Annotated in this window: 10 protein-coding genes; 8 read left to right on the plus strand and 2 right to left on the minus strand. The window is 44.5% G+C overall.

Features of this window, described 5'->3' with window-relative positions:
• Positions 1-68 precede the first annotated feature (68 nt).
• From IQ276_RS28450 to IQ276_RS28460, 3 genes are all read left to right on the plus strand, one after another.
• Entirely contained in the window at positions 69-3,971 is a 3,903-nt protein-coding gene (locus IQ276_RS28450) for a two-partner secretion domain-containing protein (RefSeq protein WP_235116051.1), read from the plus strand.
• Positions 3,972-3,976: 5 nt separating this feature from the next.
• Positions 3,977-5,971 carry a ShlB/FhaC/HecB family hemolysin secretion/activation protein gene (locus IQ276_RS28455; RefSeq protein WP_228043528.1) on the plus strand — a complete coding sequence of 665 codons (1,995 nt, stop codon included), beginning with the start codon at positions 3,977-3,979 and terminating at the stop codon, positions 5,969-5,971.
• A gap of 104 nt (positions 5,972-6,075) precedes the next feature.
• Positions 6,076-8,802: a CHAT domain-containing protein gene (locus IQ276_RS28460; RefSeq protein ID WP_193924878.1), complete on the plus strand. Its 2,727-nt coding sequence runs from the start codon at positions 6,076-6,078 to the stop codon at positions 8,800-8,802.
• 408 nt (positions 8,803-9,210) lie between these two features.
• Here IQ276_RS28460 and IQ276_RS28465 read toward each other — a convergent pair whose 3' ends face one another.
• On the minus strand, positions 9,211-9,972 hold the full coding sequence (locus tag IQ276_RS28465; RefSeq protein ID WP_193916783.1) for a DUF928 domain-containing protein: 762 nt from the start codon (positions 9,970-9,972) through the stop codon (positions 9,211-9,213).
• A gap of 13 nt (positions 9,973-9,985) precedes the next feature.
• Complete coding sequence (locus IQ276_RS28470; RefSeq protein WP_193916785.1) at positions 9,986-13,129, minus strand: TIR domain-containing protein; 3,144 nt, start codon at positions 13,127-13,129, stop codon at positions 9,986-9,988.
• A 714-nt stretch (positions 13,130-13,843) separates the two neighbouring features.
• Between IQ276_RS28470 and IQ276_RS28475 the strand changes: the two genes are divergently transcribed.
• From IQ276_RS28475 to IQ276_RS28495, 5 genes are all read left to right on the plus strand, one after another.
• Positions 13,844-14,896 (plus strand): permease, encoded by a 1,053-nt coding sequence (locus IQ276_RS28475; RefSeq protein WP_193916787.1) that lies wholly within the window; start codon positions 13,844-13,846, stop codon positions 14,894-14,896.
• A 97-nt stretch (positions 14,897-14,993) separates the two neighbouring features.
• Positions 14,994-15,767 (plus strand): TIGR03943 family putative permease subunit, encoded by a 774-nt coding sequence (locus tag IQ276_RS28480; protein ID WP_190876436.1) that lies wholly within the window; start codon positions 14,994-14,996, stop codon positions 15,765-15,767.
• A gap of 76 nt (positions 15,768-15,843) precedes the next feature.
• On the plus strand, positions 15,844-17,349 hold the full coding sequence (locus IQ276_RS28485) for a hypothetical protein (protein WP_190876435.1): 1,506 nt from the start codon (positions 15,844-15,846) through the stop codon (positions 17,347-17,349).
• Positions 17,350-17,880: 531 nt separating this feature from the next.
• Complete coding sequence (locus IQ276_RS28490; protein ID WP_193916789.1) at positions 17,881-19,788, plus strand: ABC transporter ATP-binding protein; 1,908 nt, start codon at positions 17,881-17,883, stop codon at positions 19,786-19,788.
• Positions 19,789-19,987: 199 nt separating this feature from the next.
• Complete coding sequence (locus IQ276_RS28495; RefSeq protein WP_193916791.1) at positions 19,988-21,760, plus strand: ABC transporter ATP-binding protein; 1,773 nt, start codon at positions 19,988-19,990, stop codon at positions 21,758-21,760.
• Positions 21,761-21,953 lie beyond the last annotated feature (193 nt).

The raw sequence follows: 21,953 nt of genomic DNA on the forward strand, positions 1-21,953 counted from the left end.
TCTATATACTTATGCTTAAGTGATATTTTTAAGCATATGCATAAACAATACTGCCATGAGGTACTACCGTGAGTCCAAGCAAGAGTCTTAATCCACAACGGTTGAGTTTCTTAATGGCGATCGCAACATTCATCCCAGCATCCATAGCCATAGCTATTGATCCGAGTTTCGCACAGATTATCCCTGACGCTACTTTAGGGACTCAAATCACAGCTAACGACAATATAGTTGGTGGTACAACACGCGGCGCAAGCCTGTTTCACAGTTTTCAAGAATTCAACGTCAACAGTTCTCAAAGAGTCTATTTTGCAAACCCCTCTGGGATTAACAACATTTTTAGTCGGGTGACTGGTAATAATGTCTCCAATATCCTGGGAACATTGGGTGTAAATGGTGTAGCCAACCTGTATTTGCTCAATCCCAACGGCATTATTTTTGGGCCAAATACCAAATTAGATATCCGGGGATCATTTTTGGCAACCACAGCAAATCGCTTGGTATTTCCCGATGGAGGCGAATTTGGGGTAAATAACCTGCAAGCATTGCCACTGTTATCAGTTAGCGTTCCCTTGGGAGTGCAGTATGGCAACGCAACTATTAGCAGCACAGGAAATCTGGCTGCGGGGCAAGATTTGACTTTATCAGCTGGTAATCTGGATTTGCAAGGACAGCTACAAGCTGGAAAAGATTTAACATTGCAGGCTGAAAATACAGTCCGGGTGCGTGATAGTGTGACCACACCGTTTGTTGCACTATCGGGTGGTAATCTGACAATTCAGGGCAATAAAGGAATTGATATTTTAGCGCTGAATCACCCCACGCAGACACCCTTTGTGAGTGGCGGCAATTTGAGTTTAATTAGTGATGGCATAATTTCTGGGGATGCTAAATTTGCAACTGGTGGCAGTTTTTTAATCAAGAGTGTGTCAGGAGAACTGGCAAACTTTGTTAGTAAATATGACCCGATTATCAGTGCCAATGGCGATGTAGATTTTGCGGCTAGCTATACAGGAACATCCCTGTTAGTTGAAGCTAGAGGTAACATTCGCTTCCAGGGAGATATTAACATCAATGGGCCGGATACAGGTGTGTTGCCAGACGGCCCAGATACTCAAACCCTGAGAACAAGTTCAGCATTGATATTGCGATCGGGGCAGAGTACTTTAAACTATGAGGGCGTTAACTATGGCAATGTACCCGACTACAGCACTGGGTCTGTACCTTTAGGAATCACGCTTAACGGAGACGTTACCTTACAGCCATTTAATGGGTCTGGAGGGATAGTCTACCTGTCAGCAGCATCGGGGGATATCAATACCAAACTGATTAGTACTGATGGTGGAATTAGATTCACCCAACCATTGGTCTATGACGGAGGTAGTATTAATATAAGCACCTCAAACGGCGACATTACTACTGGCAGCTTGGACTCCTCCTCGTCTAGTTTTTCTAACATCGCTGGAAATGGGGGAAAAATTAGCCTAAATGCAATCAACGGCAACATTACTACTGACATTTTGGACTCTACCTCCTCTAGTCTTCGTAATGCCGCTGGAAATGGGGGAGAAATTAGCCTCAATGTAACCAACGGCAACATTACAACTTTTAATTTGAACTCTTTCTCGTCTGGTTCTGGTAACGCTGGAAATGGAGGAAAAATTAGCCTAAATGCAACCAACGGCAACATCACGATCAGGAGGGATTTGAACTCTTCCTCGATTTCTAACAATGGTCTAGCCGGAAATGGTGGAGAAATTATCCTTACTGCAATCAATGGCGGTATTACCATGACAGGGCCTGTGGCATCTTTCTCATTCTCTGGTAACCTTCGTGAAGAATCAAAAAAGGGAGGTAATATTTACCTTCAAGCCAAAGACAGTATCGAAATTTTTTCACTTAATTCCACAGGGGGTCTTGGTTCAGGCAATATTACTATTATTAGTCAAACATCTTTTACTTTAGATGATAGAGACTGTATAACCAGCGATACCTTTGGTTATGGCAATGGGGGGGATATTTTAATTGATGCTCCTTCCATTATTCTCAATAATGGCGCACAAATATCTTCTTCTACTCACAATAGTGGGAAAGGTGGTGATATCACTCTACGTGCTTTAGATAGAGTAGAAATTAGTGGACAAACATCTGATACTCCCAGAGGGATTTTCTCACAAAGTTACAGTATCACGGCAATTCGAGGCAACCAGTACCTTGGAGGTTATATTCCCACTGGGGAAGCCAGGATACCTGACTCTTCCGAAAAGCTATTATTTCCTAGCGGTTTGTTTACTCAGACCACTAAACAGTCTACTGGTAGTACTGGCACTATCAGAATTGAAACAGGAAAACTGATTATTGAAGACGAAGGGGCGATCGCTGCCACTAGATGGGGTCAAAATAACAATGGAAGTGAGAATGGAAATATTTCAGTAGACGCGACAGATTCGATTTTAGTTACCAATAAAGGCAGAATATTAAGTGGTGTAGCAGAAGAAGCTAGCGGCAATAGTGGCAATATAGAACTAACGGCTGGTTCCCTTTCAGTCAACAATGGAGGATATGTACAAACGTTGACTTTGGGAGATGGAAATGCCGGAGATATTCAGGTGAGTGCAAATGTTGGGGTTACTGTTTCTGGTAATAGCAGTTATCTCAGATCGAGTAGTGGTAACAATACCTTAAAGGAAGGCAATATTGGACAGGGTGGTGATATTGTAATCACAACTCCCAATCTCGGTGTAACTGATGGGGCAGTTTTAGATGCTCGAACTCTGACAAATTCCAAGGGTGGAAATATCGGAATCCAAGCCTCTAACATTAATTTAACAGGTGGTAGTAGTTTATCTGTTGAGACTCAAGGGGCTGCCCAAGGTGGTAACTTGACCATTCAACAATATAACAATGGACAAGATTTGACTATCAATTTCCAGGATGATTCAAGAGTATCAGCTTCCACTGCTGGTAGTGGAGATGGAGGATTTGTAACCGTTACTGCTCCTAAATCTATCACCATCACTGGCAATGGTAAAATAGCGGCTGAAACAACAAGTAGTGGCAAAGGTGGCGACATAAAAATAGAAAGCACCAATGGACAAATAAACATTCAAAATGGGGCGCAGATCACTGCTAATAGCAACAGCGAACAAGAAGTAGCAGACGCCGGGAATATTGAAGTCACTGCTAAAAAAGTGCGTTTGGATAATGGAGAAATCAGCACTAAGACGACATCAGGCAATGGGGGCGACATTGGGCTGAATATTCAGGATTTTTTACTACTACGTCATGGAAGTTTAATTTCCGCCACCGCAGGTACAAGTAATCGCCCAGGTAATGGTGGAAATATCAGGATTAATAATCCTGGCGATAGAGGAGGATTTGTCATTGCAGTTCCTTGGGAAAATAGCGACATTATCGCTAATGCCTATGCAGATAGCGGCGGACGGATTGAGATTTTCACCAATAGAAACTGGGGATTCCAACAGCGTCAAGGGCTGACAGAAAATCAACTCCGCAACAATACTACCAGCGATATTAGTGCCAGTTCCCAACTAGGACGGCAAGGTGAAATTGTAACTGACACTCTCGATGTTGACCCCACTCAAGGAATTGTCGAGTTACCGGTAGATTTGGTAGACCCCACACAGCAAATTACCCAAGGCTGTAGACCTCTAACTGCAAATGCATCTAAGCAACAAAGTGAATTTGTCATTACTGGTCGAGGCGGATTGCCTCCTAGTCCCGATGATCCCGTCAGCAGTGGTACAGTACCAATTCCTTGGGTGGCTCGTGATATAGCCAACGCAACAAATGTGACAAGTTCTGTTGAACTACCTACTAGTACACCAACAACCACCCTTGTGGAAGCTCAAGGAATGATTCACGGTGCCAATGGGGAAGTGATTTTGATTGCCCAAGCTGCAACTGCTACGCCTCATCAGTCTGGATTTTCTAACAAGTTCTGTCACCAGTAATTCTCATGTTTACAAAACCATTGTTGGCGTTGCTGAATTTGGAGATGAAAATCTCACGCAGAGGCGCAAAGACGCAAAGAAAAACTGATAAAATCATCCCGCATTTATGCAACATCCGATTGTTGAGTCTCTACCAGCCTTTGCTGCTAGGTCTGACAATGGTTATCTTCAACCCAATTGAGTCACCTGCTGCTGAGGAAATTTCTGAGAAAGACTTGACTTTGTATTCAAGTTATGGATTGTATCGATCCGTGGCAATACAGCCGCAACCTCAGACCAGTTTAGCGATCGCTAAAATTCCCCTCACCGCTAAGGAGGCTTATGCAAAAAACTCCCCCCACCAGATATTTGCCCAAGTACCTCCCGTACTTCGTGATGTCAAGCCGCCTTCTCTGCAACCGCCACCGGAACCAAAACCCCTACCACCTTTACCACCACCAGACCAACTGTTACCATCCCAGCCCGAAGCCCCAACCCAGCCAGAAATAATTCCGGGACAAGAGGCGACAACAATACTGGTCAAAGGATTTGAGTTTGAGGGAAACACGGTATTTAGCGATCGCCAACTTGCCGAAGTCACCAAACCCTTCATCAAAGAAACCCCCATTTCCTTTGCCGAACTTCAAAAAGCACGCTCTGCTATTACTAAACTATATGTCGATCACGGCTACATTACTTCTGGGGCAATCTTACCAGCCCAAAGCGTTAAAGATGGAATCGTCAAAATTCAAGTGGTGGAAGGCACTTTAGAAAAGATTAATGTCACCGGTACTCGACGGTTGCAGTCTGGTTATATCCGCCAACGCCTAAAACTAGCTGCAACTAAACCACTCAACCGCGAACGTCTCCTAGAAGGATTACAACTCCTGCAACGTGACCCCTTAATCCAAACTCTATCCGCCGATTTACAAGCCGGAACCCGCCCTGGCACAAACATCCTGGAAATCAAAGTCACTGAAGCCGATACCTTCAGCACTCAATTTGTCGCAGATAACGGGCGATCGCCTAGTGTGGGCAGTTTCCGGCGTCAGGTTTTCCTGAATGAGGCCAACTTGTTGGGATACGGTGATGCTTTTAGAATTGGTTATACAAATACTGACGGTAGTAATGGTTTTGATCTTAGCTATTTAATACCATTAAATGCTCGTAATGGCAAGCTTTTTCTGGCTTATGGATACACTGATAGTAATATTATTGAAGAACCATCTAACGTATTAGATATTACAGCAAATTCTCAATATTATGAGTTGAGCTTTCGTCAACCGATTATTGAAACCCCAACTCAAGAATTTGCCCTGGGATTAACTTTCTCACGCCAAAGTAGCCAAACATTTTTAGGACTTGATGATATTGGTGCCTATCCTCTTTCCCCAGGGGCAGATAATCAAGGTCGCACTCGCGTTTCTGCCTTGCGTTTTTCTCAAGAGTGGACTAAGCGTAGCAGCCGAGAAGTTTATTCAGCGCGATCGCAATTTAGCTTCGGACTGGGTGTATTAGATGCCACAATCAACGAAAACGAACCAGATAGCCGCTTTTTTTCCTGGCGTGGACAGGGACAGTGGGTACGACTGCTGGCATCGGATGCCTTACTACTGCTGAGGACAGATGTGCAGTTAGCAGCCAATAGCCTGTTACCTTTAGAACAGATTGGCTTAGGTGGCATATCTACTGTACGGGGCTATCGTCAAGATGCATTATTAACAGACAATGGACTCTTAGCTTCCGCAGAGATCCGCCTACCCATTCTGCGAGTTCCCAAGGCCAGAGGACTGCTGCAACTGACACCCTTTGTAGATTTTGGTATTGGCTGGAATAACAATGGTAATAATCTAGACCGTAACAGCTTAGTGGGAGTAGGAGCGGGGCTGTTGTGGCAACAAGGAGGAAATTTAACAGCTCGGTTTGATTGGGGAATACCCCTGATATCAGTTGAATCTACAGACAAAAGAACATGGCAAGAAAACGGCTTATATTTCTCTATCGTCTACACGCCTTTTTAAAGGGGATTGGGGATTGGGTTACTAAGGGACTTCCAAATAAAAAAATATTCAATTATTTATTATGGGGTGGGCATCTTGCCGGCCATATAAACTGGGCGGGCAAGATGCCCACCCCACAAGATCAAAAATTCCGCCGTTATGGAGTTCTGGTTGTTGTAACGACTTTACTTTGTGTAGTAATACCATATAGTGTTACTTTGCCAGTTGTTGCTCAAAATACAACTCCTAGCGCGGCTGAAACTACTCAAACTCCAAACTGGGAGCAGCAAGCCAAAACCCTGTATGAAGCAGGGCGATTTTCAGAAGCCGTGACAATCTTACAGCAACCTCTTGAGTTCTACCAGAAAAAACGAGATATCCTTGGCGTAGCAGTTGTCCGCAGCAATCTTTCTCTCAACTATCAGCAACTTGGGCGCTGGAAGGAAGCAACTGAGGAAATTAACGCCGCCCTTACCCTGCTGCAATCAGAACCGCAACAAAAACAAAAATCCACAGAACAATTAGCAGTTTGGGCACAAGCCCTTGATGTTCAAGGAAGTTTGCAACTAGCACGGGGAGAAATAGAGCAAGCATTAGATATTTGGGAGCAAGCTACTACACTCTACAATCAATTAGGAAACTCTAATAGAGTTACCCTAAGTCGGCTCAACCAAGCACAAGCATTGCAAGCTTTGGGTCTTTACCGTCAAGCAAAAACTACTTTAGACAAGTTACAGCAAAGCCTTGACAAACAATCCGCTCCTTTGACTAAAGCAGCAAATCTGCGTAGTTTAGGGGATGCTCTGAGAGTAATGGGCGACCTGGAACAGGCACAGAAGGTATTACAGGCAAGCCTCAATATTGCCCCACAACCTGAAGCCATAGCCGCTGCAAACCTCAGCTTAGGGAATGTTTCCCGCTCCCAAGCAAGTATCAAAACTAGTCAAAAAAATACCGAAGCAGCCGAGAGAAAGCGAGAAGAAGCCCTTAGTTATTATCAAAAGGCTGCTGAAGCGTCTGCTTCTGTGATTATTCAGACCGAAGCACAGCTCAACCGCCTGCGCCTACTTACAGAAATGCAACGATGGGCAGAAGCTTTGTCCCTCTATCCCCAAGTCCAAAGCCAACTTGCGAGTCTGTCCCCTGGTCGTTCTACCATTTATGGCCAGGTTAATTTTGCTCAAAGTCTTTTAAAGATGGCACAAGCAAAAAATAATGCAGACACAAACTCCTCTGCTCTTGCTGCTTTGCCCTCCTCCTTCTTGGAAGAAATTGCCCAAATCCTGGCTGTGGCGCGTCAACAAGCCGAGAGTTCACAAGATGTGCGATCTCTTGCATTTGTGTTGGGTAATCTGGGACATCTGTATGAACAAACTCAGCAATGGTCTATTGCCCAAAACCTCACCCAAAAAGCCATCAATCTTTCCCAGTCAATTAATGCCTCAGATATTAGCTATCGCTGGGAATGGCAACTTGGTCGCATCCTCAAAGCCCAAAACCAAGATGAAGCGGCAATTATAGCTTATAATGGAGCATTTGATACCTTGCGATCGCTCCGTCAAGACTTGGCTGGTATTAATCCAGATGTGCAGTTTTCATTCCGAGAAAGTGTTGAACCTGTGTATCGCCAACTTGTTGGCTTACTGTTGTCATCTTCTGTAGACGGGCAAAAACAACAAGATAAGGCTAGTCAGAATAACCTTAAACAAGCCCGCGAGGTTTTAGAAGCACTGCAAGTCGCACAACTGGAAAACTTTTTTCAACAATCTTGTCAGGACATCACACTGCAACTGGATAAAGTGATTGACAGCGAAAAAGACCGAACAGCAGCTGTTATCTACCCAATTTTTCTGGAAGACCGCTTAGAAGTCATCCTAAAATTGCCTAAAAAACAAGACTTGTATCGCTATCCTCCTCGTCAACTGAAAATAGCAGAAATTCAAGCCACCCTCAGCCAACTCCAGGGAAATCTCCAAGAAAATGGCACTTTTCAAGAAGTCAAAAAAGATGCTCAAACAGTTTACAGTTGGCTAATTGAGCCAGCCAAAGACCTTTTAGAACAAAGCGGCATCAAAACTCTAATTTTTGCCTTAGATAGTCCCCTGCGGAATATTCCAATGGCTGTTCTCTACGATGGTCAACAATATTTAGTTGAGAAATACGCTGTTTCCCTGGTTTTAGGTCTGGAAGTTCGTGAGCCACTCCCCCTACGCAGGTCAAAAATGAAGGTTTTGGCAGCCGGTTTGAGAGAACCTCCCAAGAACTTTTCAAATTTTCCCGAATTAGTAAAAGTTAATGATGAGTTGGAAGCAATCAAGGACGCAGGAATATCTACAACTTTGATTTGCGATGATCCTAAGATATGTAATGACAAATTTACCAGTGAAACTTTCAACCAAAAATTCAATCGGTCTGATTTTCAGGTAGTACATTTAGCAACTCACGGTCAATTTGGTATTGACCGAGAAAATACATTTCTGCTGGCTGGAGACGGACAATTCAAGATAGATGATTTGGATAAATTATTCCGCACTCAGCAGCAAAAAAGAGCAAATGTAATTGAATTACTCATCTTGAGTGCTTGTCAGACTGCCACAGGTAACGACCAAACAGTGTTGGGTATTGCTGGTACCACAGTGAGAGCAGGGGCACAAAGTGCGATCGCTGGTTTGTGGAATTTAGATGATGAATCCAGCGTCATCTTTACTAAGCAATTTTACCAACGCTTGGGGCGATCGGACATCAGCAAAGCAGAGGCACTTCGTCTAGCACAACAAGATATTCTCAAACAGCCCAACTACGAACATCCTCGCTACTGGGCACCCTACGTCCTTGTTGGTAATTGGCTCTAATATCATGTTCGCTTGATTACTTATTAAAACCCAAGAACCCCACCCCTTAATCCCCTCCCCTTAATAAGGGGAGGGGAGAGAAAGTACAGCTTTGGCGGGGTGGGGTTCAATGACTGTAGGAATCATAACTAATTATCCGAACTTGATATAAGAGGTTGTTTGAAAAGTAGTTAAGCTGTTACATATACAACTTGCATTATCAGGGCGGGCAGGATGCCCACCCAATACTGTTCTGTTAAGCAAGAGACAAGGGTAAATCGCCGTCTGTACAAAGAATTGATTGTTGTAGAGACGGCGATTTACCCTTGTCTTTGTCATGTAGAATTTTGATCAAAAAACCTTAACCGAACTGTATTGGATGCCCACCCTACAAGATTGGATAATTTATTTGTTGGAGTTCCCTAAAGATTACTTTTGAATTCGTAGTTCAGTAATTGTAGTCTGAGGCAATTCTGCAAGACCATACAGTGATAAAAGTTCAGTCCACTCTTTTTGATGAACAGTACGATACTTAGCTAGCTGATTCACGGTGTCAAACCAAAGATCGTTTTCAGCATAGACAGCGTACTGATTTTGAGGCGGTGTTTTCTTTAGCTGTTGTACAAGGGCTGAGTTGGGAGCAACCAGTTTAATCCATCCGTTGACATCGAAAATTGTCGGTGTGCCTTGCTGATTTGTACAACTTATTGAAAAGTACCAGTTATATCTTTTGCCAACCTGTAGCGGTTTTTCACTAGAGGGTAACTTCAAACTAACAAGACCTTTTTGTTTAGGTAACGAAAGCAGGATGGGATTTTTCAAAACAGGGTTTTTCTGCTCATCTAGCAATCGAAATTTGGCAGGAGGAGATTTAGCAGAACCACCAAAGGGTACAAAAAATAAAAAGTTAGGATACTTATTGGTAGTCAAACCCTCGTTACTTTCAGGAACCAAAGCAATGAGGTTATTGGCATCAAGTTCAGAGCATTGGGAACGACTAACCCCAGCCCGAGAACGCCCAGATGCCGCTCCTTCAGAGCGTTTCCGAGTAAACAGCGATTGAATTCGTTGCAGAACTGACTGTGCCTGTACTGGCTGTGAAAAAAAGGGAGATACTAGGCTGGTAGATAATAAAGCCGTAAGCGTAGATATAGGAATAATCTTGCGAAAGTTTGGTCTTATTTGCATCATCAGTTAAAAACCCCTATAATTTTCGCAGTCTATAAGTAAGATAACTGACTCCAATTCCAGTAACGACCAGAGCGATCGCTGGGGGAACTAGAGGTATCCAACAACCTTGATATACCAAAGCTAAATAGCAAATTCCGTAAAGACCAACAAAAGAACTAACTCCTACACCAATAAGCGATCGCCTTCTCTGAAATTGCCAGAGTACTACACCTCCGACCAAAGACCAACCAAAAATCCACAAGGTTTCACCCCAAACAGGCCACCACCAAATCAGTAGACGCCCATCTAACACAGCGCTGAGAATCTGGCTGACCATCTGTCCCTGTAAGGTTACTCCGGGAATATCCCCATAAGGAGTATTCCAGTAGTCGCTTTTTCTGGCGTGTCTGTCAGTCAACCCAATGAACACAATCCGATCTTGGATATCCTGGGGAGAAACTTGATTATTCAGCACCTCTTCAATACTGACCCGCTGAGCAAATTGGTCGGGGTCACCGTGACGAACACGATAGTTGAGCATCGTTTGATACCCCCTAAGCATGTTGTCTATATTTTGGTAGCCACCACCGTTCCCTAGCAGTTGGGGAATCGCAGTCTTACCAAACTGCATATCCCGCACATAATCGCCGTTCTCAACCGGAGAGGTGTAAGGCTGATTCTGCCCTTCTAGGTATCGACGGGCAATCACCAAGCTAAAGGCTTCTCGTGTATTGCAAGATTCAGGATCTACCGTCTGCATGAGATAATGTCGGCGAAGGATATAACCTGCATTCTTATCATCAACAAAGTCACCAAACCCAACTTGCTCTAATGGCACTTCCAATGGAGCTTTGATGCCTTTACTTTCTTTACCGGACTCATCAATATAGCTTTTTTTACAAACTACAATTAAATTTTGAGTCTGCTTTAGACGCGCCGCCAAGTCTGGCTGAGCCGGAAAATCTCGGATGAAATCTAATCCGATGACTTTGGGTTGATACTGATTCAAGATTTTCAGCAGATCGTCAAGTGCAGCATCGGGGATTGTACCACTCCCGGCTTTGTATCTGGGGTTCTCATTCAACTTCTGAATGCTGTCTTGGTCAACATCAATCATCAGAAAACGTTTGTCTTGGGCTTCGCTGGGGCGTAACTGCATGAGGTGGTCATATGCCCGCAGTTCTAATACTTGCGTTAACCCCAAAAATCGGGCGATGAACAATAAGACTGTGACAGTCACACTAGTCCACAGTACAGTTTGAGGTTTTACCTTACGTAAGAGGAAGGCACGACTAGCGGTAATGTATTGGATTTGAATGTCTGTAGCTCTAGGTTGTTTATTTACTGATTGTTCCAGCCATTGCTCGGAAGTTACCAAATCTTTGCCCCGTAGCAAGAAGCTATCGTCGCGTTTTTCCCGATCCCACTCCATTGCCTTGATTAACACACGGGTATGGGCACGCACATGCTCAATATCTGTATCTATGGTGCGGATTAGTTCACCAAAGTTGGTAAAGAACTCTCCCCGATGTTTTCTAAAATCAATCAACTGGGCACTGGCGACAGCTGGGTGCAGGTCACCTATCCTCGAGACTTCTCGATACAGGACAGAAACCATACGCTTATTCAGATTCATGGCGTACTGCACCTGAGTATTACAATCGGGCGAATTGATTGAACTGGGGGAAATCACAAATAGAAAATTGTGTGAATTTTCTATACCTTGGTAAATCTCTTGCTGAAACTCATCTCCAAAGGCAATGCTTTCTTGGTCAAACCAAGTCGTCTTGCCTTGAGTTTGTAGTGCATCGTTGAGTTTGCGAGCAAAGTCCGAATCGATGGCCGAATAGCAAATATGAATATCTAGAGAGGCTTCTGGCGGTTGCTTGAGACTTTGGGCGATGAATTGCTCTTGTCGGGAAGTTGGTAGGTACTGCGATCGCTGTTTCGCCACTTTCAACCATGTTTCTGCGTGGCGGAGATTGTTACCTCGCAGTAACAGAGTCGGATTATGCCTTTGCCGTTCCCACTTCAGGGCTTTTGCCAGCAACATCTTATGTTGTTCGTGATAGACAGCATCCTGATGCAGAACTTTGATCAGCTTAGCAATATCCTCGCGGTATTTTAGCTCATCCTCGTATCCAGTAAAATCAATGAACTGCAACACAAGCATATCAGCCGGAATCCTCTCCAAATCTGGGCTTGCCACTAATAGCGGAATCACGCGCTTATGATGAAACAGGGCATAGGTGAGTTGCTGTTGACAGTATCCAGATTGTAGAGATGCCGAAGACATGATATAAAGTACGTTATCAGCTTCCTCAATACCCCAATTAGTTGTCTCCTGTAACGCTGCTCCAGAGTGAATATCTGTCTTATTCATCCAGATAGTGAAGCTTTCTCGCATCAAAGTCTGGGCAATTTTCTCCATCAACGCTTTGTCACGTTCAGCGTAGCAGAAGAATACATTGGTCATTAGGTTATTAGCATTTTTAATACCTTCGCAAATAAAGGTGCAATGCAAATTTGTCGGCTCACAAGGAGGCTGCTCATCTTTGAATCGATGCTTCAGCCAGGTTTGTGCTTTTGCCCGTTCTTCTCCAATTAATAGGTAAAGCGACTGTTTCTGATGCCGTTCCCACTCTAATGCTTTCACTAAGAAGTAAGTGTGCTGATGAACATATACTCGATGTCGCACAAGTATCTTCAACAGCCCAGCAAAAGATGTCTCAAAATCATCAATTCCTTCCCGAAATAACACCCAGTTAATCTTGTTAATTGCCGGATGCATATTTGGAAAACAGGAATGTAATCCTTGGGCTTTGTAGGTTTCCCAGTCGTTGTAAGTTAGTGTGGGATGACGTTGCTGCCAAGTTTCCTGACTAATTTCCTCTACGTGCAACAGTGGAATAATTCGCTTGTTGCACCGCACTGCCATCTCAATTTCTTTACGGCAATAAGGCGAGTTGATCGAGTGAGGTGAAATGATGAACAGGAAATTGTCTGATTTTTCAATGCCCTCATCAATTTGGTTCTGGAAATCTACACCCAAAGGAATATCTCTTTGGTCAAACCAAACCCTCAGATTTTGTTGAATTAATCGGTTATGGAGATAAAATGCAAAGGTTTTGCTATCTGCTCGTCCATAAGAGATAAATGCGTCTTGAAAGCCATTCATCTTGATTACAAACGCTAGCTCAGAGGATTGTTTAAAATTACACCAACAAACACGACATTTGTCATAAGTAAAAAGTATATTTAACAAGTAAAAAAAGACTCTCACACAATATTATATTACAAACAACAACATAATACACAGCTAAAATGTGTTTTGGCTGTAGGGGACAAAAGCAGGGGAGATGAGGGAGCAATCTTTCGCCTCTGCACCCTATACCTCTGCCTCTTCTGCCCCATGCCCAAGGTCTTGCATTTTTAGAGTTTTTGTAGTAAAAAATCAACCAAAGCTCAGATGAAATTTTGCCAAAATTAGCGAAAATCAATTATGGTAGCAACCAGCAGCGATCGCCAAATGTTGAATAACTGTAAATCCTTGATGAAAATATAGCCCAGATGATATCTGATTGCTGAAAATTACTGTAAGTATAAACATAGGGAAATTTAAAATTATCTATGCAGCTACTTGCCCTCTAGAATCGGAACAATTTCTGAACTCAGACAATCTTAGGAATGGTCATCATCAGTAAATGCACTCAGGCAAATATCACTATCTCGTTTGAATCCAAGGCTTGTAGCGTTTAAGCGCTAGTTAAAACCGTAGAGCAGCTTGTTATTTAAATGATGTTTAATTTTTCCGAACTGCTTTTGATCCCCATTTCGATAGAATGACTAGGCAGAACCCAAAAACTCAAAACCGCTTTTGACAGCGACGCCCATGAATCAACTCAACAATGGTTTTACGCTATTTTTAAGTCTGCTAGTCGAGGCGATGCCTTTTTTGCTTCTTGGGGTTTTATTCTCCAGTTTGCTGCTGTTTTTCGTTGATGAGCGCAAATTAGTCGAAAAAATGCCCAAAAATCCGCTGTTGGGTGCTTTAGTTGGCAGTATGATCGGCTTTTTATTTCCGGTGTGTGAGTGCGGGAATGTACCGGTAGCGCGGCGGTTCCTAATTCAAGGAGTACCGACACCAGTGGCAATTGGTTTTTTGCTAGCAGCGCCAACAATTAACCCAGTTGTAATTTGGGCAACTTGGACAGCCTTTCGAGATCAGCCAGAAATAGTAGTATTACGGGTTGTATTTTCTCTATCAATTGCGACAATTATCGGCTTTGTTTTCAGTTTTCAAAAGGACTTAAATCCTATAGTCCAACCTGCGATCGCTCGGTATATGAAATTTAATCCTCCTGCGCCGCCTGAAACCAAACGGCGTGGTAAGCGTTACCAAATACAAGAGGAATCAACAGTACCGAATATTTTGCAATCAGGGAGTTATATTTTAGGAGGAAAAGCAGGTTTACCGATGCGGATAGATGCGAATTTAGTACCGCCTACCATCATCTCTACTCCCAATAAACCCCTTGCAGATAAACTGCGTCTAGTAATAGATAACAGCATTCAAGAATTGCGGGAATTAGGCGGAGTCATGGTTTTAGGAAGTGCGATCGCCGCCGCTATTCAAGTCCTAGCCCCCCGTGAATTAATTCTCAGTTTGGGTGCTGGCCCTATTACTTCAATTGTAGTCATGCTGATATTAGCAGTAGTAGTGTCAATTTGTTCTACAGTTGATTCTTTCTTTGCCCTGTCTTTTGCTTCGACTTTTAGCAGCGGTTCATTGCTAGCATTTCTGGTATTTGGCCCCATGATTGACATCAAAGGTGTTGGCTTGATGTTATCCATTTTTAAGCCAAAAACTGTCTTTTATTTATTTGCTTTAGCAGGACAATTAACATTTTTGTTCACACTTTTTCTCAACTTGCACGTCTTTTAAAAATTATCTGTCATTTGTCAGTTGTCAGTTGTCCTTTGTATAAAACCAATGCCTCATGACCAATGCCCCATGCCCCATGCCCAATGATTAATGACTAATGGCTAAAAAAAATCCCAAACCTAAAATTCCAAGTCTCTTACTTCCTTGGCTGGATGCCCTAGCAATTACAGCTTGGGGTATTTTGATGTTGAGATATTGGCTAACTAACAAGCTGAACCTATTGATTCATCCAAATTATTTTTGGTTAGTGATTGTCTGTGGTATCAGCTTCATTATTATTGGTTTCTTCAAAATGCTGGAACTTTGGCAACAACGCCGCCGTGATGTCATACCAAACACCCAGCATATTAGTTTATTTCCCCCTGGTTGGGGCAGTACATTGTTATTGATTGCAGCAATTTTGGGTTTCATCATTACACCCCAAGTTTTTGCTAGTGACAAAGCACTACAAAGAGGTGTGACGGCTGATTTATTGGGAACTACACGCGTTAAACCCCAAGCCTTTCGGGTATCTGTTCGTCCAGAGGAGCGATCGCTTGTAGACTGGGTACGCACCCTAAATGTCTATCCAGAACCAGACTCATATACAGGACAAAAAGCCAAGGTGCAAGGATTTGTCATCCATCCGCCAGATCTGGGAAAAGAATATTTGTTCTTAGCACGATTTGTCTTAACTTGCTGTGCAGCAGATGCTTATCCTGTGGGATTACCCCTCAAACTCCCAAATAATCAAGAGCGTTACTCTGCTGATACTTGGCTAGAAGTAGAAGGACAAATGATCACAGAAAATCTCTCAGGCAAACGTCAACTTACCATTGCCGCTACTTCTATTAAAAAAATTCCTCAACCGCAGAATCCTTATAGTTATTAGTCATTTGTCATTTGTCTTTTGTTTTTCTTTGCGCCCCCGCGTAAGAGCGTCCCTTCATCCCCATGCCCAATAACCAATGACTAAATCAAAAGCATTTATTCAACCACTTGATCGGATAGCGATCGCACTGATGCTACTGCTGAGTGTGCTAATTGGGTTAATTCTATTGCAAGGTGATGTGGTAACTGCTCGTGTCCGGGAATTTACCTGGCAAAATCAACAAATTGGGGCAGAGGATCTATCTTTTGCCCTCACCTTTAGCCGCCCAATGGACACAAAAAGCGTAGAGGATAATTTGAAAAAAGCGATCGATCCGCCTCTCGCGGGGAAAGTGAGTTGGTCAGGACGACGGATGGTGTATACACTCCTGACACCAGCACCCTACGGGACCAATTATCAACTAAAGTTGCAGGGAGCTCAAGATAAGTTTGCCCAGCAAGAAGGCAAAAACAGACTAATGCAGCCTTTTGTCGGTAGCTTCCGCACACGCGATCGCGTCATTCTTTACATAGGAACCGAGCAAGAAGAACAAGGAAGGTTAATTCTTTACAACTTAACCCAAGAGCAAAAAAGGGTACTGACCCCCAAAGACTTGATAGTAATGGACTTTGAGTCATTTCCAGATGGCGAGAAAATTTTATTTTCGGCTCGCACCACCAAAAACCAAGACTTACTTTCAGCCCAACTGTACACAGTGACAACCGGCGTTTCTGGTAAATCTGGACGAGAAGTAGAACCAGCAGGCAGAGTTGACTTAATTTTAGATAGCAAAGATTATCAAAACCTCAAATTTGATTTATCACCCGATGGACAAACTATCGTCATCCAGCGGGGAAACAAAGCTAATCCCGGCGACTTTGGACTATGGTTGATGCCAGCAACCATTGACGCTGGGGGAGAAAAACCCACCCCGAAACGCTTGCAAAGCCAGCCAGGGGGAGACTTTATGATTACCCCGGATAGTAAAGCCGTAGCAGTTGCCCAAGGACAGGGAGCAGCGATTTTACCACTGCAAGGAGATGCCACTAAACCCTTAGATTTTCTGCCACAGTTTGGTTTAGTACAGGCTTTCTCTAAAGATGGTTCTCAAGCAGCAATGGTAAGATTTAATACAGATTACACGCGAGATTTGTTTTTAGTCACAAACCAAGGCCTACAGAAACAACTAGTAAAAACAACAGGCTCAATTCTCAGCTGCCAATTTGACACCGCTTCACCCACCCTGTACTGCTTGTTGACACAGCTAATATCCAAAGAACAATACATAGAACAACCTTATGTAGTGGCAATTGACCTGAAAACCGGGCAACAAAAACCACTGTTGTTACTCCCCCCCGAACAGCGAAATGTGCAAATGAGTTTATCTGCTGACGGTTTGGGCTTGTTATTTGACCAAGTAGTACCGCAGACAAACCCACCGACATCATTATCTACAAACACTTTGAAAACTGATGACGGAGATGCGATCGCTACTAGCAGCCTATGGTTAATGCCCCTATTGCCCATCGCCGACGCCGCAACCGTGGAAATTAGACCAGAACAACTCCCCTTAGCCGGATTTCGTCCCCGATGGCTACCTTGAGTAAGTTTTCCGTAGGAATTAGTTTTGAAAAAACGGACAAGTGCACAGGATCTTTCACCAGATTCTAGATCAATTAAATTGTCATAAAGATATTGGAAGTGAGAGGGACGCAGCCAAATTCCCCCGCAATTCCTCCCGACACCGAAATCTTTGATTCGGTGTTGGGAGGAATTGCACATTTAGTGCCATTCTATGTCTGCTTGCTTTTTACTCTTGTTCATGAGACTATAAACTTCATCAAAAAATACACTATTTCGACCGATTAACAGTATTTTATTTTATAAGTGGTTCCAGAGACTAAAACAAGCAGTAGAAAGTAGAGGAAGTAATATATCAGCTTGAGCTTGAACCTACAAAACCAGAAATATACGGGTTGCTTGAGTAGCAAATACATCAAGAAAGCAATGACTACACGACTTGACGAAAAAACGACCTTTCCCACAACCAGAAGCAACCTGTGAAGAAGTCCTCAAATCCATGCAGAAGACTTATCTAATTTGTTAATGCGTAAGTCCTGGGGCGATCAAAATTATGACATCATCTAAGACCTCCAACACTCTTGGCCGGCTCGACCCCTTTGAAATTTCAATCGGTACGCCTAACTCTTTTGTCAGCAATGTCTGGCGGCTGTGGTACTGGATGGGTCCGTATCGTTGGCGCATTGCCTTAGCGCTGCTGTTTGCTATGCTTTCGGCCACCGCCGCCGTGTTGGTACCAATCGTGGTTAGTCGAGTGGTAGTTGACGGCATTCTGATGCACAACTACCGGACAGATCTGCCAGACTATGGACAAACGGCTTTAATCCACTGGTTGGCCATCGCGCTGGGCACCAAGCAAATAATCGCAGCCTCCATAGTTGGCTTGCTCTGGGTGCTGCTGTGGTCTGGTTTTGGGTATGCCTTCCGCACCCAGTTGTCCTTTTCGGCACTGTTGGGTCTTTCCGATCTGCGTCGCGATCTGTTTGCCCATGTCGAGTGTCTGCCCGCTGCTTTTTATGATCGGGTTATGGTTGGGCAGGTATTGACTCGGATCACCAATGACATCGAGAGCTTGTCCGAACTGCTGACTGGTGTCGGCGCGCTGGCTGGAGAATTAATTCCCCTCGTTGTCGCCGTTAGCGTAATGCTGTCTCTGGATTCGATGCTCACGGCAAAGCTATCGCCCTTTTTGTTTTTTGTGGCGGGTGTGATCATCGTGTTCAGATATTATTCCGGGCCGATTTATCAAGTCATCCGCACCACCCTATCGCGCCTCAACGAGCATTTGCACGAAAACTTATCGGGTATTGAAATCGTGCAGATGTCCGGGCGGGAGGCACTGAACTTTAAACGCTACTCTGCCATTAACGAGGACAATCGGGTGGCTGAGACTAAGGCCATCATGGCTGAGACCGTATACAACCCGATCATCGACAATGTGTCTTATCTGGCGATCGCTTGCATCCTGTGGTTCGGTGGGCAACATGTAATTAGCCACACTACTACTCTGGGATCAATCGTGTTGTTCCTGCAATTCAGTGACATGCTGTTCCGTCCGATTGTGGCCTTAGGCGATCAAGCTAATGCGGTATTTAGAGCGGCAGCAGCGTGCGATCGCATATTCCGGCTGCTGGACTGGAAGGAGTCTTTGTCTGTGCCGCCACAGCCCATACCCTTGCCCGAAGGCTTACATGGCCGTATCGAGTTTTGTGACCTGAATTTTCGTTACGAAACTGGCGAACCGGTTATTCAGCACTTCAATCTGAATGTGGCATCCGGCGAGAACATCGCCATCGTTGGACCCACCGGCTCTGGCAAGACCACGCTGACGCGGCTCATCTGTCGTTTTTACGATGTGCCTGAAAATAGCTTGTTCATCGACGGCATCGACATCATGCAGATAGACCCTGCACAGATCCGTAAGCGCGTAGGTGTCATCTTTCAAGACTTTCATCTGTTCCCTGGCACCGTCTATGACAACATCGCATTAGGTAACCCGACGATCACGCAAGAAGATGCCCGACATGCCGCCGAACTGATACAGACCCTGGGTTTCATCGAGTCCTTGCCACTAGGCTTTAATACGGTACTGGAAGACCGTGGCCAAAATCTATCGCAAGGTCAACGCCAGTTGCTGGCGTTTACCCGTGTCATTGCCCTAGACCCCGAAATCCTCATTCTAGATGAAGCCACTGCCAGCATTGACCCAGAAACTGAAGCTGCCATCCAAGCAGCGCTGGCCAGAGTCACCGCCAACAGAACTTCCATCATCATTGCCCACAGATTACAAACCATCCGCCGAGCCGATCGCATTGTTGTATTAAACCACGGCCAGTTAGTGGAGGTTGGAAATCACACGGAATTGATGCTTCGTAATGGTTTTTACAAGACGCTTTATGAAGCGCAACTGTACAAGGGTATAAGTGAAAACACATCAAATCGGCTAACTAAGGATTTCTAATATTGAGGTGATTTCCGAAAAATACATTTGTACAAAGAACTGGCCTCAATTAAACTGATTTGCTGACTGTATTAGCCTGATTATTTGGGAATCAGAAAGCTGTATATTATTTAGCTACAAACTGCTGTGATTGATCAATTCGACAAAATAATCGCTTTTATCCAACATGGATTTTTCCCTATATAGCAAGATTAAACCGATGCTAGCTGACCGAGGAAGATTGAAATCGGACATACCTACCTTCACCTCATTGCAGCGACTTTTTCCCTACTTCAAGGCTTACCGTTTTCAGTGGTTGACAGCAGTATTAGCCCTGCTGGCTGTTCATGTTGTTGAAGCTGCCATTCCCATCTATCTGAAAGTCGGCATTGATCTGATTTCAAAACAGGACGATAATATCTTATTGCCGGTTCTGGCGATACTTGGTTTGACGGCTCTGCGCTTTGCGATCCTGCACTTTGGTCGCCGCAACAACGCGGTAATCTCAATTTACATATCCTATGACTTACGGCAAGCATTTTATGCACACTTACAGTCCCTTGGTCGCGGCTTCTATGCCAATTACCACTTGGGTGACTTGATTGCACGAGCGACCAATGACATGGAGTCCATCCGGCGCTTTTTTCGTTCTGCGGTGCATCGACTAGTGAGCCTAATTGGCGTGGCGTTGATTGCACCGATTTTTATGGCGCAGCAGTCGCTCCAGTTGACATTGTTGCTCATTCCGTTACTGCTAGTGATAGCCGCTAATGGCTGGTATTTGGCGGGGCGCATTCTGCTTGCATCGGCAGCGGTGCAAGCGGGTTTTGGTGCGCTGACAGAAACAGTGCAGCAAAACCTCAAGGGTATCCGTACTATCCAGTCACATGCACAGGAAGAGGGTGAGATTAGACATTTTACAGGAGTGTCAAATCGTTATGCGGTAGCTAATCAAAAGTTGATCCATTTGAACGCTATTCTTACCGCCTCTATTGTGTTGGGTAGTGGTTTGATGACCTTAATCGTTGTTGGCGTCGGTGGAAGCCAAGTATTGGCAGGGGAAATGAGCGTCGGCACGCTGACAGCTTTCATCTTTTATTTGGGTATGATTCTGGGGGTAATCAAGGAGAGCAGTTTTGTAGTTTATACTTTGCTGAATGCCAGTACAGCTGCAACCAGAGTATTTCAGATCATGGATGAAAAACCTGAGATTCAAGATGCTCCGGCAGGCTCATCAGCCCAGCCAATCAAGGGCGAAATCGCGGTGTACAATCTGTCATATAGTTACCCGGTCAGTACTGAACTGCGATCGCCTCTAGTTCTCGAACAGATATCCCTGAGTATCAGCCCTGGCGAAATGATTGCCATCATCGGTCGTGTAGGATCTGGCAAATCCACCTTGCTGCGGCTGCTGGCGAGGCAATTGGAGCCTAATAGCGGACAAATCAAAGTGGATGGGCAAGACCTACGAGACATCCCGCTAAGCCATCTGCGCGAGAACCTGTCATTTGTTCCCCAGGATACTTTTCTATTCGCTGCACCAATTTCGGAGAACATCTCATTCGATAATCCGGAGCGATCGCCCGAGTCAATCTGGCAGGCTGCCCGATCTGCACAGCTTGAAGCAACGATCAACAAATTCAGTGCAGGTTTATCCACACTGATTGGCGAGCGTGGGGTCACCTTATCGGGCGGACAGAAGCAAAGAACCAGTTTAGCCCGTGGCCTGATTCGCCAGACCCCCATCTTGCTGCTGGACGACTGCTTTTCGGCGCTGGATACCAAAACCGAGGCTTTGGTTCTGTCGCAATTGCGATCGGTCAGGGACGGACTCACCACGGTGCTGGTTTCTCACCGGATGTTAGCGGCGCGTTATGTAGACAGGATCTACGTACTTGAGCAAGGGCGCATCGTGGAGACTGGCAGTCATGAGAAACTAATTGCCCAGGATGGTTATTACGCCAAGCTCAGTGGTATGCAGGACGAGACTTGAACCGTCGTGCTGGCTATGCATTAGCCTTCTTCCATCACTCTAGCTATCCATTACCCGGATCTTTCTTAACAAACAGAGAAAAAACTCACGTTAATTTACTTTTTAAGTATGAGGTTTCACCTCTCTGGCTGATGTTTCCCACTTCCCCAACCTCTACTCTCCTTGACGGGAAAGAGCCTCATAGTGTTATAAC

The organism is Desmonostoc muscorum LEGE 12446 (genome assembly GCF_015207005.2).
In the GTDB taxonomy this organism is placed as follows: Bacteria; Cyanobacteriota; Cyanobacteriia; order Cyanobacteriales; family Nostocaceae; genus Nostoc; species Nostoc muscorum.

What these genes read in the sequence shown, in the direction of transcription:
- IQ276_RS28455 (WP_228043528.1), top strand. Translation starts at nt 3,977, where the DNA reads ATGTTTACAAAACCATTGTTGGCGTTGCTGAATTTGGAGATGAAAATC.
- IQ276_RS28460 (WP_193924878.1), top strand. Translation starts at nt 6,076, where the DNA reads ATGCCCACCCCACAAGATCAAAAATTCCGCCGTTATGGAGTTCTGGTT.
- IQ276_RS28465 (WP_193916783.1), bottom strand. Translation starts at nt 9,972, where the DNA reads ATGATGCAAATAAGACCAAACTTTCGCAAGATTATTCCTATATCTACG.
- IQ276_RS28470 (WP_193916785.1), bottom strand. Translation starts at nt 13,129, where the DNA reads ATGAATGGCTTTCAAGACGCATTTATCTCTTATGGACGAGCAGATAGC.
- IQ276_RS28475 (WP_193916787.1), top strand. Translation starts at nt 13,844, where the DNA reads ATGAATCAACTCAACAATGGTTTTACGCTATTTTTAAGTCTGCTAGTC.
- IQ276_RS28480 (WP_190876436.1), top strand. Translation starts at nt 14,994, where the DNA reads ATGGCTAAAAAAAATCCCAAACCTAAAATTCCAAGTCTCTTACTTCCT.
- IQ276_RS28485 (WP_190876435.1), top strand. Translation starts at nt 15,844, where the DNA reads ATGACTAAATCAAAAGCATTTATTCAACCACTTGATCGGATAGCGATC.
- IQ276_RS28490 (WP_193916789.1), top strand. Translation starts at nt 17,881, where the DNA reads ATGACATCATCTAAGACCTCCAACACTCTTGGCCGGCTCGACCCCTTT.
- IQ276_RS28495 (WP_193916791.1), top strand. Translation starts at nt 19,988, where the DNA reads ATGCTAGCTGACCGAGGAAGATTGAAATCGGACATACCTACCTTCACC.